Annotated in this window: 8 protein-coding genes and 2 pseudogenes; 2 read left to right on the forward strand and 8 right to left on the reverse strand. The window is 48.9% G+C overall.

Annotated elements, in window-relative coordinates; all coding sequences use genetic code 11:
* Positions 1-10 precede the first annotated feature (10 nt).
* Together Q0171_RS01205 and Q0171_RS01210 are read right to left on the reverse strand one after the other, a co-directional pair.
* Positions 11-1855, reverse strand: coding sequence for a M20/M25/M40 family metallo-hydrolase (locus Q0171_RS01205; protein WP_299325808.1), 1845 nt, complete (start codon positions 1853-1855; stop codon positions 11-13).
* Positions 1852-2559 carry a 3-methyladenine DNA glycosylase gene (locus Q0171_RS01210; protein WP_299325809.1) on the reverse strand — a complete coding sequence of 236 codons (708 nt, stop codon included), beginning with the start codon at positions 2557-2559 and terminating at the stop codon, positions 1852-1854. Before Q0171_RS01210 ends, Q0171_RS01205 begins: the two co-directional genes overlap by 4 nt.
* A 134-nt stretch (positions 2560-2693) precedes the next feature.
* Here Q0171_RS01210 and ribD point away from each other — a divergent pair.
* Together ribD and Q0171_RS01220 are read left to right on the forward strand one after the other, a co-directional pair.
* A pseudogene (ribD, locus tag Q0171_RS08585) lies at positions 2694-3506 on the forward strand (bifunctional diaminohydroxyphosphoribosylaminopyrimidine deaminase/5-amino-6-(5-phosphoribosylamino)uracil reductase RibD); the annotation flags it as partial.
* Positions 3507-3997: 491 nt separating this feature from the next.
* On the forward strand, positions 3998-4996 hold the full coding sequence (locus Q0171_RS01220; protein WP_299325811.1) for a 50S ribosomal protein L11 methyltransferase: 999 nt from the start codon (positions 3998-4000) through the stop codon (positions 4994-4996).
* 404 nt (positions 4997-5400) lie between these two features.
* Here Q0171_RS01220 and Q0171_RS01225 read toward each other — a convergent pair whose 3' ends face one another.
* The 6 genes and pseudogenes from Q0171_RS01225 to Q0171_RS01250 form a co-directional block, all read right to left on the reverse strand.
* The gene (locus Q0171_RS01225) at positions 5401-7809 is read right to left on the reverse strand and encodes a hypothetical protein (protein WP_299325812.1); all 2409 of its coding nucleotides are present in this window, start codon (positions 7807-7809) and stop codon (positions 5401-5403) included.
* Between the two features lie 59 nt (positions 7810-7868).
* Positions 7869-9305 carry a bifunctional glutamate N-acetyltransferase/amino-acid acetyltransferase ArgJ gene (gene argJ, locus Q0171_RS01230; protein ID WP_299325813.1) on the reverse strand — a complete coding sequence of 479 codons (1437 nt, stop codon included), beginning with the start codon at positions 9303-9305 and terminating at the stop codon, positions 7869-7871.
* The gene (locus Q0171_RS01235) at positions 9298-9633 is read right to left on the reverse strand and encodes a GNAT family N-acetyltransferase (RefSeq protein ID WP_299325886.1); all 336 of its coding nucleotides are present in this window, start codon (positions 9631-9633) and stop codon (positions 9298-9300) included. The genes argJ and Q0171_RS01235 overlap by 8 nt, the downstream gene beginning before the upstream one ends.
* Positions 9634-9729: 96 nt before the next feature.
* A pseudogene (locus Q0171_RS01240) lies at positions 9730-9891 on the reverse strand (GNAT family N-acetyltransferase); the annotation flags it as partial.
* Positions 9892-9965: 74 nt separating this feature from the next.
* A complete protein-coding gene (gene argC, locus Q0171_RS01245; protein ID WP_299325814.1) occupies positions 9966-11030 on the reverse strand; it encodes an N-acetyl-gamma-glutamyl-phosphate reductase in 1065 nt (354 codons plus the stop codon).
* Positions 11031-11119: 89 nt separating this feature from the next.
* Positions 11120-12307, reverse strand: a complete 1188-nt coding sequence (locus Q0171_RS01250) for a UDP-N-acetylglucosamine--N-acetylmuramyl-(pentapeptide) pyrophosphoryl-undecaprenol N-acetylglucosamine transferase (protein ID WP_299325815.1) — start codon at positions 12305-12307, stop codon at positions 11120-11122.
* Positions 12308-12325 lie beyond the last annotated feature (18 nt).

Below are 12325 nucleotides of genomic sequence, written 5' to 3' on the forward strand. Positions count from 1 at the left end.
AGATTTTGCGCTACAAGCTTTTCAAAATCCGCTCCAATACTTGCAAAAACTCCTCGAAGCTCCCAAGATCTAGCCGCTCTTTTGTCGAATGGGGATACAAAATTGTAGGACCAATACTTGCCATCGCCACAGGTGCTAACCCCATGGAGCAAAATCGCCCATAGAGTATCCCGCACTCTAGCCCCGCATGGATCTCGCCCACCTCTGTGTGCCGATGTGCAAATCCATCGATAATCGCGCGAAGATGTGGGTCATCATCAGCGAGCTGACGCTGCCAGGGTGAGTAGGAGTTGCTAATTGTAGCAGGATTTGGGCAATACGCCTGCGCAGTGTGGGCGATGTGCGTGCGCAAAGTCTCCATGAGAGCATCAGTATTGGCACGCGCTTTTAGTGTGAAAATAAGCGTGGGTATGGGGCTTTGAGTAGTAGATTCTGGTATAGATTGTGTGGAGCTAGATTCTTGGGCAAGGCATGTTGGGGTGGAACCTAAGGATTCTTGGACTGGGGCTTGATCCCGTGTAGAATCTAGCTCGGTGGTGTGGGCAAGCGCGATATTGAGCGAGCTTTGCACGATGTGTGATGAACGCGCATGCACACCATGTCCAAGTGTGGCGACAAACTCCGCGAGCCTGCCCAAATCCCAGCCCCAAAGCGCTCTGTGCTGGGGAGATAAAGTAGAATCTATTATAGATTCTGGCGCGCTAGATTCTCGCAGGGACTCCGGGCTAGATTCTACACGCACGATAAAGCCTGCACTCCCATTGTCCTTGCTCCCATCAAGGAAAATCCGCCATTCATACTGCGCTATACCATCAGTATCTACAATGCTCGGTGCGGTGGATTCTATGCGATAGGGAGAATCCAGCCCAGAATCCCTATCAACCACATCAGCAGTGGATATAGGGGATTCATACAGGGGCGCGCTGGGAAGTGCGGAGAGAAGCATAGGCGGAAGTGAGGGAAGTGCGATTCTCGCACGAAGCCCCACGGCAATAGAGTTTGACTTCTCCCCAGCATGCAGGCTTAGAAGCTGGGGCTTCATAATATTGTAGAGTTTTTTATCTATATCTTCGTATATAACGCTAGATAGTTTAAAAAACTCTACAATACTTGAAGCGATGTCTTTGTGGATATCCACCCCACTATGTCCCCCAATGAAGCCAAAGCTCTCCACACTAAGCACGACAAGTTCATTAGATTTTCCAGATTCTCGCGCTGGGATTGCATGTGTGAAGCTCTGTGTATGGGCAGTGTTTTCATAAGTGATTTCATGCGCTGGGATCTCGCACACTGCGTCAAATCCACCAGCACAACCCACAATAATCTCGCCAAAAAATTCACTATCTAAATTTAACAAAAACGGCGCAGATATGGCTAGCTCGAGTGCATTTGCCCCGCAAAGCCCCACCTCCTCATCATTAGTAAAAAGCACCTCAAAATCCCCCACCCCCTGCTCCATGAGCCAGAGAATCGCCGCAATCGCTGCGCCATTATCTGCGCCAAGCGAAGAATCTCTAGCGCGTAAATACTGCCCATCATGCCAGAGCTCTAGAGGCTCTCCGTGCGCTGCTGCCCCTACGCCTACCATATCATAATGCGCTTGCAAACAAACCTTTGGGGCATGAGCTTTTTGGGAAGATTCTGGAGAGAAGGGCTCCGCACCAAAATCCTTGCCAAAATCCTGCCCCCAAGACCCCTCTCTCGCCCTATGTGCATAGATATTACCAGCACAATCTTTTTGCACAATATAGCCTAAGCGCACGCACTCTGCACAGAGAAACTCACCTAATGCTTGGGTGTGAAATGAGCGGTGAGGGATATGACAAATCGCTTCAAAATACTCCAGTGCGCTCATTTATCAAAGCTCCCAAAATCTACATCTAAAAGCCTTTGTATAGGAAGCTTTTGCTTACTAAACTCGACAATTTTCCCATGATAGCGCGCATAAATCTGTGCTAGCCCTATCTCACTATACGCCAAATCCCCATACAGCCCAGCAAGATCACGCGTAGTAAGATTCATAAACCACTGCTGGATATCCTCGTAGGACTCCATCTCTCTGCCAAGTGCGCCAAGCAATCGTGCGCTATAACTATCTACGACCATAATAGCCCTACCGCACGCATAGTTTAAGATAGAATCTGCGCTTTCAAATCCTATACCCTTGCGCGCAAGCAGCCATTCACGGCTCACTTCAAGCCCAAATCGCTCAAAGCTCCCAAACTCTGCAAGGATATCTCGGGCGAGAGCGAGGATTCTGGTAGATTTTTGTCGGTAAAATCCACTAGGAATGATAAAAGACTCGATAGAATTGCAGTTTGCAAGGTTTTGAAGGCTCTGCTCACTGGATTCTCCCCTACTAGAATTGGTGCAAACCAGAATCCCAGCGGTGCGTAGATTCTCCAATGAGCGCTCGACATTTTCCCATTTGGTATTTTGGGTTAGGATCGCGCCTATAACTACATCAAAGCTTAGCGCTCTCTCCCACCACCATGGACTGGCATTCGCGAGAAGATCAAGGGATTTAAGCCTAGTGAGAAGAGAAATGCTATCAAGCATACTATGTCCTTGATGTGGATTGGTGCGCATGCTATTGTAGCACAAGCTCTAAAAGAGTAAAATGCCCGCACAATCGCGCGCTATCTACACCCAGAATCACAAAAGCCGCGGAATAAAGACAAGGGCACAGAGGTATGTATATCGATGAACTAGTGCTAGAGCGCTGTATGCAAAAAGCATGGGAATACCAAACTCTCACATTGCCAAACCCTGCTGTGGGTGCAGCTGTATATGATGAAAACCACGAAATCCTAAGCCTAGAGGCTCACCAGAAAGCTGGACTACCTCATGCCGAAGTGCTGGCACTATTTTGGGCATTTGTAGCACTCATAACGCGCGAGAATCACACACAAAATCCGCAAAAAAAAGAGCGCGCGCTGCTTGCGCTTGCGCCACTTTGGGAGCAATTTCAGCAAGAGCAAAGGGGGTTTGGCGATGTAACGCTTGCTGACTTGCCCACAAACTCCGCGGCAATCCATGCGTTCTTATGCGCATGCCATGGGGGAAGATTCTCTGGCAAAACACTTATCCTAACACTTGAGCCCTGCAACCACACTGGGAAAACCCCACCTTGTGCCAAGCTCATTGCTGCGCTTGGACTTAAGCGTGTGCTTATCGCCGCGCGCGATGAGTGGGGGGAGAGTGCGGGAGGGGCAGCGAGGCTTGTGCGCGAGGGGCGAGAATCTGGGCATGAGATTTTGGTAGAGTTTTTTACTAATCCACACCTACTACAAAAAGCACAAGATCTACTTTATCCATTTCTAGCATATCGGGAAAGTGGTGGGTTTTGTGTGTTTAAACTCGCTTCTAGGCTTAATGGTGATTATAAAAGTGGGCAGATTTCTGGGGAGAAATCGAGAGAATTTACGCACAATCAGCGTGCAGTAGCGGACAATATCATTATCTCTGGAGCAACCGCACGCGCAGATAGACCGCGGCTTGATACACGCTATGCAAGCAAAATCTATGGCTCACAGCTCCCAGATGTAGGGATTTTCACAACAAATCCTACAAACATCGATCGCTCTATGCCGCTTTTTGACGAAGCGTTTAATCGTGTGGTGCGCTTCTATGATGAGCGGGATTTTTTGGTGGATTTTGCCAAAGCTAGCCAGCCAAGCACCAGAGTGCAAACCCACCAGACTCCAGGCACTCCGCACATTTCAAGCACTTGCCATGCTCCACAAACACCATGTATTCAAGACCTGCATATCCAAGGCTTTCATATCATAGAGGGGGGATTTGGGCTTTTTCACACACTCTGCACTATCGAGCATTTTGCCACCATGCCAAAGCTCATGCTGCTTCATCTCTCCACCACACTTGCTGCGCATGGATTTTCCCCCATGCGAGATATCCCCCTCTCTAGTTTCAGCGCAGAATCCATGACTCATTTCACCCTGCTGCACACAACCCAGCTAGGCGAGGACTTGCTCCTATGGCTCAAGCCTTGAGATTCTACCAGCTCGCTGATGGCTATGCGTATAATAGCGATAGCTTATTGCTGCTGGATTTCGCGGCGAATTTTCTCTCTAGCACTCCTGCTAATCTACCTACAAATACCACTAAAAAGCACTTACAAACCCAGCATACCAAACCCCTAAAAAGACCTATGCGCGTGCTGGATATGGGCACAGGCTGCGGGATTTTAGGGGTTGCTTGTGCGCTACATTTTGGCGCACAAGTCGTGGCAATCGAGCGTAACCCGACCATGGCATATCTTGCGACGATAAATGCGCGCACAAATCTCCAAAATCTCCGCACACACTCCACGCAAACCACCACATATCGCGCCCAGCACATAGCACCCCATAGTAGCGATACAAGCAAATATCAAAGCGGATTTTGCGAGGTAGTTTGCGCAGATTTTTTAGATCCTGACATACCAAATACAGCACTCTCTATACTAAATCCTCCGCGAATGTCCAATCAAGATTCTAGGGCAGAATCTAGCACAAATATGGCACATACAGCTTCCACCACCAAGCCCCAGCGATTTGATACTCTTATCGCAAATCCACCTTTCTACCATGGTGGCACACTAGAATCCACAAATACGCATCTAGCCCTAGCCCGCTATGAGCGCGCGCTCCCGCTACGAGCGTGGATACACCAGAGCAAACGCCTACTGACCCCGCGGGGAGAGCTGATTTTCTGCTACCAGGCAAGCGCACTGCCGCGCGTGCTAGAATCCCTGGAGCTTGAGGGCTTCACCTGCGAGCAGCTGCGTCTCATCTACCCGCTCATCAATCGCAGCGCCAAGCTCGCCCTCCTCTATGCGCGGCTAGATTCTCGCGCCAAGCTCAACATTCTCCCCCCGCTCATCACGCATAATTCCCCAGAGCAAAGCGATTTCACACAAGAAGTCGCAAGCATTTATATGCGATACCCAACACATAGCATCAAAGTCTATGCCGATGATGTGGTGGAGACATAGGGATTTGATTTTGATTAGCTTTGCGCGATAAATGCGACTCTATGAATGAGCCACATAGCAGAATCTAAAAGCTAAGAATCTAGCGCAAAGTGGATTTTGGTGGCGATTGACATACTCTTGCTTGGTGGATTACCCATTTGGGCTAAGGGCACGCCAAAAGTGGATTCTAGGGCGATAGATTCAGTCTTGGGATAACATTAGCGCGATTATGGGCTTTTTGAGATAGTCATTACCACTTTAGGTAACTCCTATCCCAAAAAGCCCACTAAGCCTATCCACAATCCTTGGAATCTTTTTAAAACAATGTCTTTCTCTGTGTTGCAAATGGTGCTTGCGCCGCGTGGCAATGACAAAAAGCTAGAATCTAAGTAAAGCCAAGTCAGCGCGCTAGAGCCTGCTAGATTCTAGCGCAGTGTAGAGCGCAGCTTATCGCACGCGCCATCTTCGCCATTCTCACAGGCTTGGTAGTAGTAGATCTGCGCTTTTTGCTTATCTCTCGCCGCTCCCCTACCCAGCCAATACGCATCGCCCACTTTCGAGCAGCTAGCATAGCTATTTAGGCGTAGTCTATCCACATAGCCCGCGCGCTCAATCTCAAGCACATCACACGCCTTTTTATAGAGCTGGGCTTGCTCAACGCTCCCTTTAGATTCTGGCTTCCTAGATTCTAGCCCAGCTAGCACAGCGCAGCTCTCGCTATCATCACGCGCGCAAGCAAGCTCGGCTACCGCACGCAAGCTATCTCTATATTTCTTAGGGCTATCATAAACCTTATCATAAGAGCGCATAAGTGTCCTGCACGCGAGGTTTGAGCCATCTTTGCACACCTTTTCAAACTGCGCTAAATCCGCCTTTGTCAGCTTGCCATCTTCATAAATCACCTTTAGCATAAAGGTCTTTTGCACTTCTAGGATTGCATTTGCTTTTGTTTTATCGCAGCCTTCTAGCAGGTATTCTAATGGCGCGCACGCACTTGCTACAAGCTCTTTGGCAGAATCCACAAGCTTGGCTGCTTCATATTCTTTAGCACGAGCGAGAAGCCCTAGGCAGCCTAGCTCCTCTCCACGCGCACAGGATTTTTGCAAGTAGGGCAGTGAGCCAGCTAGATCGCGCGGAAGCGATGAGACATCAAGCCCCTTGCTTGCAAAGTGCTTGATCTGCTCCTGCCTTAGCGCAAGTAGCTCACCTAGCATAGCACACGAGCCGCTATGCCCTAGCTCACAGCCCCTTTTGCTAGCTTCTAGCACCTCTGCAATGCCCACTTTGCTCCCCTTAGCCTTTTCTGCGCCCTTTTTTGTATCTCTGCCCTTTGTTTCATCTTTGCTTGTTGCTTGCCCTGATAGCACTAGCTCGCTAAACATCGCGCAAGACTCCCCCACCCCTGCCTTGCAGTTTGCTAGCAAGAGGTGTAGATCTTTTGTGCGAGCAGCGGTGATTTGGCACGCTTTTATGCTGCCCTTTTTACATAGCTCGCTGATTTTTTCACTTGAAAGCTTGCTGAAGTCTTGCAAATCAAGCGCGAAGCTTGGGGATTGTATGCGCGCTAGGATTGCTTGCTGCTTAGGGGATAGCGCGGAGTCTGTGGGCGTTGGAGCAGGCGGCGCAGGGTCTTGCAGTGATTCTTCTAGCGATTCTTGCGCAAGCTTTTGCGCGCTTTTTTGGAGCGTTTGACACATCGCGCTGGTATTTGTGGGGCTTGGGATTAGACGCAAATGCGTGGAGTCTTTTACCTTATCTTGCGCCTTATCTTGCTCATAGTATAGCTCGAAGCAGTTCTGCCTATCTTGCAGGAAAAAGACTCGCTCTCCCCTTACCATATCTGGCAAATCACTCTGCGATATATACGCGCTTTGCAAGCATAGCTTTTGAGCCTGCTTTGGCAAAATAGCAGAATCTAGGCAGGGAGCAAGCCCACTTTGTGCCATAGATTCTAAGATCTGCTTGGTTTTGCTTTTTTGCGTGTAAAAGCGCAAGAGATATTTAGCGCGGTAGAGTCTGGAAAGATACTCGTGTGCAAAATACCCTAGAAATGCCTCAAACCACGCATTATCTTCAAAGCCTTGCAGCTCCTTTATAAGTGGTTCAAGCTCTTTGCTAGGATAAGCACGCAAGCTCTCAAAGCCCAAGTCCTTGAATAGCTCGCCAGAATCTTGGATATTAGCAACTAGAGCAAAAAGCGCGAAGCCTTGCATACCATATCGCAAGACTTCTTGGAGCTGTGGATCTTTGCTTTGGAGCGAGCGGAAAGTATTGGCAAGGTTAAATAGCTCACTCTCGTGCCCGCAGCCCCCGCTGACACAAACCTTTGTCGGCTTGTAGCTGCTAAGAAAGTGGAAAAACTCTCCCCCAAAGCTTAGGACAAAGGCATTTTGCTCTGCCAAAAAGCTCTCCCAAGCAAGCTCTATCTTTTTGCGTGCGTGCTCTTCTTTTGGCACAACGATGTTAGATTCTCCTATGGAATCTGTATCGAAGAAAGCAGCCAAGCCGCCATTATCGCGCACATACTCTGTGGCAAAGCGCAGCAAAGCTATGCGCAAAAACACTTCATAGGCTTTGACGAAGTCTTTTTGCTCCTGTGTTGTAGCAAGCTTGCGTAAATGCGCGATCGCAGGAGAATTGCTCTCCGCATACTGCCCACTTAGATCCCACAACCGCGCTTGGGGCGTCTTGCTAAGTGGGGGCAGTGTAGCTTGGGGCTTGGCACTGCTAGAATCCACTTTGCTCTGCTTAGATTCTAGCATCAGCGGCACAAAGCGTTCAAGCCCACAAACCCATACTACACAAAGCCCTAAGATGACAATGATTTTTCTCATACCCCAAAGCTCCTTTATAAATTTCGATGTAGAGTGTTTTCCTAGATTTTACGAGCAGTTTATGAGCGATAATCAGCATTGATTCGCACATAGTCATAGCTCAAATCACAGCCATATGCACGCGCATTTTTGCTCCCACTTTTGCAATCAATAAAGATATCAAGCTCCTTTTTTCCTAGCAACCTTTTAGCCAGCTTCTCATCGATTGCTTGGGCTTTGCCATCACGCATGATAGGCAGCTCGCCCACAGCACTAGCAATCGTTACATCTACCACATTTGGGTCAAACTCCCCGCCACTATACCCCATAGCGCATAAAATCCGCCCCCAATTTGCGTCATTCCCAAACATTGCGGCTTTGACAAGGCTTGAGGAGATGACAGATTTTGCAATTTTGCGTGCGTCTTTTTTGCTTCTGGCATTGTGGCAGTGTGCGGTGATAAGCTTGGTCGCTCCCTCGCCATCACTTGCCACTTTTTTAGCCAAAATAGTCGTAAGAGTCGCAAGTGCTTTGGCAAAAAGTTTATAGTCGGTATCTTTTTCACAGATGATTGGCGGGTTTTTAGCTCTGGCATTGGCTAGCGCTAGCACCATGTCGTTTGTCGAAGTATCGCCATCGACACTAATCATGTTGAATGAATCTTTGACATCTTTTTTCAGTGCTTTTTGGAGGAGCTTCTGGCTAATAGCGCAATCTGTGATGATAAAACATAGCATTGTCGCCATATTTGGGTGGATCATACCACTACCTTTGGCAATCCCCGCTAACCGCACGCGTTTGCCATTTGAGGCGACAAACTCTACTGCGGCTTCTTTCTCCACAAGATCAGTTGTCATGATCCCCTGCGCCGCAGCCTTAGCAGCCTCTCTCGTGCTGGCTTTATGCTGGGAAAGCAGCGCGATGCCCTTTTTGACCCGATCGAGCGGGAGCTGCACGCCAATCACACCCGTAGAAGAAAGCAGAATCTGCTGGGGCTCTATACCTAGCAATGCACCCGCGGTGATCGCACTCTCTTTACACGCCTTTTCCCCTTGTGCGCCCGTGCAGGCATTGGCATTGCCAGCATTGGCGACTATAGCGTGAAACATGTGTCTTTTCTTAAGTATTTGCTCATCGTATTCCACGCATGCCGCGCGGACTTTGTTTGTCGTAAAAACTCCCGCCCCAACGCATGGATAAGGGCTAAAAATCAGGCTCATATCTTTGCGTTTTTTGTATTTGATCCCAGCCTCTATGCCAGAGTATTGGAAGCTTGGCAGTGCAGCTAGACCACTGCGCAGGAGTTTTATATTAGGAGCTTTGGAGGCTTGAGGGACACTTTTATCCGCAGTGGATTTGGCTGGGGATTTGACAAAATCCTTAGCAGCTTTTTTGGTAAGCACAGATTTGGCAGCTTTTTTGACAATCGAGCTCGCAGTCGTGGCAAGAGAAGTCGTAGTTGCTCTGGCATTGCTTGTGGCATTAGGAGTTTGGGCTGTTTGCTTGGATTTACTCATGATGGCTCCTTTGTGATTGGGATTGTGGCTCATGCGGGGTGGTTTTGTGCATAGTGTTAGCGGAGTTTAGGCTAAACTCATAACGATTTGCATTTGGTTTCTGTATCCAGCCCTGCTTGCGCCAAAATGCGTTGCCAATGAGATTTTCGCTAAAGGCGATAAGAGAAATACTAGAGATTTGCTCGTATTTGAGCGCTTCTAGTGCGGCTTGCACCATACGCGAGCCAATCCCTCGCTTGCGAAAATCCCTATGCACGCAAACATGATAGAGGCTGCCATATCTCCCATCATGCCCACACAAAATACTCCCGATGATACGCTCTTGCATGCGCTGATGATTCTGGTGTAACTTTGGCTTGGATTTTGCGGGAGAATCCAAGCCAGAATCCGCGCTAGATTCTGCGGCAAGCTCCCCGCTCGCTGGTTCTTGGATTGTCGCGACGACACTGGTGTTTGGATTGCGCGTAAGGAAGCGCGCGATACCCTCCCTCGAGTCATCGATACTGCGGATATAGAACCCATCAATTTCCTCCCAGAGCCTAGCGACCTTCTCGTAATCCTCTATGCGCATGGGGCGGATTGTTATGGATTCTATGGTTTTGTAATCTATCATGGAGGTCGTGGTAGAATCCACCGCGCGATCGCGTGTCGTAGGCTGCATCATGGAAATATCGGCGCGACTTCAAGTCCGCTAGATTCTGGTAAATCAAACATGATATTCATATTCTGCACCGCTTGTCCGCTCGCACCCTTTATGAGATTGTCAATCGCGGCAGTGATGATAACGCGGTTTGTGCGCATATCGACAAATGGCGCAATGTCGATGAAATTACTGCCCTTCACCCAGCGAGTCTGCGCACTAAGCCCCGGCTCAAGAATCCGCACGAAATACTCACCCGCATAAAACTCTCTATAAATCTCGCGGAGCCTAGCAGAATCTAGCGCAGATTCTGCTCCAAAGCCTGCCCCGCGCAAGTTTGCATAGCTCGTAGCGAGAATCCCGCGATTCATCGGCACAAGATGTGGCGTGAAGCTTAGTGTAATGGGCTCCCTGGCAACATCACTTAGCCCCTGCTCGATCTCTGGAGTATGGCGGTGGCTGCCAATCCCATAAGCCTTGAAACTCTCATTCACCTCACAAAACAAACTATCCTGCACAGCCTTGCGTCCAGCACCTGAAGTGCCGGATTTCGCATCGATGATAATGCTTTGTGTATCGATAAGATTGTGTGCGAGAAGTGGCGCGAGTGAAAGGATTGAGCAAGTGGGGTAGCAGCCTGGGTTTGCCACGAGCTGTGCAGCTTTTATCTGCTGACGATTTAGCTCGCAGAGTCCATAGACACTTTGGGCTAGTAGGGTTGGATTGGCATGTGTGCTGCCATAATAGCGCGCGAAAATCTCTTCATCTCGCAGGCGAAAATCTGCACTTAGATCGATGACTTTGGTAGATTTGAGGATTTTAGGCGTAAGCACTTGGGCGCAAAAATTGTGCGGTGTAGCGCAAAATAGCACATCAATCTGCTCGCATAACTTCTCTAAATCTCCAGAATCCACACATGCCAAATCAAAAATTTTGAAAAAATTCTGGTAGCTCTCATGGTAGGGTTTATCGATTTGACTTTGCGAGCCAAGCCACATGATTTGTGCGTGTTTATGCCCTAGCAAAATCCGCACAAGCTCATTTGCAGTGTAGCCGCTCGCTCCTAGAATCCCTACTTTTATCATCGATTTTCCTTGAGAGAATGTTGTGAGAGAATGTCGCTGGCTATTTTAGCCAAATTTTCCCATAATACTAGGCGCAGCGCTGGCTGAACCTATCTCATCGAAATAACTTCATCGATAATCATCTGCGCGCCATTTTGTGCGCTAAGTGCTAAAAGCCCCTGTGAAATAGACTCGATATTATCCACTATAGGTGCGAGCACGGCTAGAATCTGCTTGGCTAAATCCTCTGGGCTTGTCTCTTGCAAATCCTCTTCAAGCACTAGCTTGCCAAGTCCCTTCTGCACGAAATACTGGGCATTATGGTATTGGTGATTTTTGGCAGCGTATGGATAGGGGATATAGAGCGTAGGCAAGCCAAGCGCAGCATTTTCCCAGACGCTAGAAGCCCCAGCGCGCCCCACACAGATATCCGCGCACGCCAGATGTGCAATGAGATTTCTATCAAAGCCAAACAGCGTGATAGAATCAGCAATCCCCAGATTCTCATAAGCTTCTTTCACACGCAAAAGCTCTTTGTCGCCGCACTGGTGGGTGATGACAATCCCATGCTTCAGCAGTGTTGGCGCGATGGCAAGGGCGAGATTATTCACCGCGCGAGCCCCTTGCGAACCCCCAATAAAAATGATGTGCCTAAACTCCGCGCGAATCCGTGCATGCTCTTTGGTAGCAAACTGAAGCGGGTAGGGTGTCGCAGGTGTAGTAAAAGCGCTAAACACACGCGTAGCAAATGGTGAGAGCAATGTGTTTAATGTGCCTTTTATGGCGTTTTGCTCGTGGATAAAAAGCGTGCGCCTAAACACAATCGCGCCAATACTCGCAGGTCCCGCGCTAAATCCGCCCACACTAATGACTGCACGCACATTATGACGGGCAAAAACTGCTCGCACCTGCACAAGTGCTCGCACCTGCGCCCAGAGCGCCTGGAGCTTTTTCAATCCGCGCTTATTCACCACGCCAAAGGTATTAAGAAAATAGCATGCTTCAAAAAGTGGATTCTGGGGGTTACTGGATTCTGGAGTGGTAGATTCTGCGCGAGAATCTAAGGATTGTATCGGCAAAGATTCTGCACCGACATCTTGTTGAGCAGAATCTCGCGCAGGGCTTTTTGCGACGCTTCTTGCTTGATCTCCAAACCACATTTGGTCCTGCCCATAGAGCGAGCCGATATAAATCACTGGAATCTCACGCCTTTTTAGCTCCTGTGCTAATGCCCTAGCTATGGCGAGATGTCCGCCTGTGCCTCCACCTGTGATCGCAATAACACCTGATTGACTCACTATATCCTCCCTAGATTC

Origin of the sequence: uncultured Helicobacter sp. (genome assembly GCF_937906905.1) — a bacterium.
In the GTDB taxonomy this organism is placed as follows: Bacteria; Campylobacterota; Campylobacteria; order Campylobacterales; family Helicobacteraceae; genus Helicobacter_B.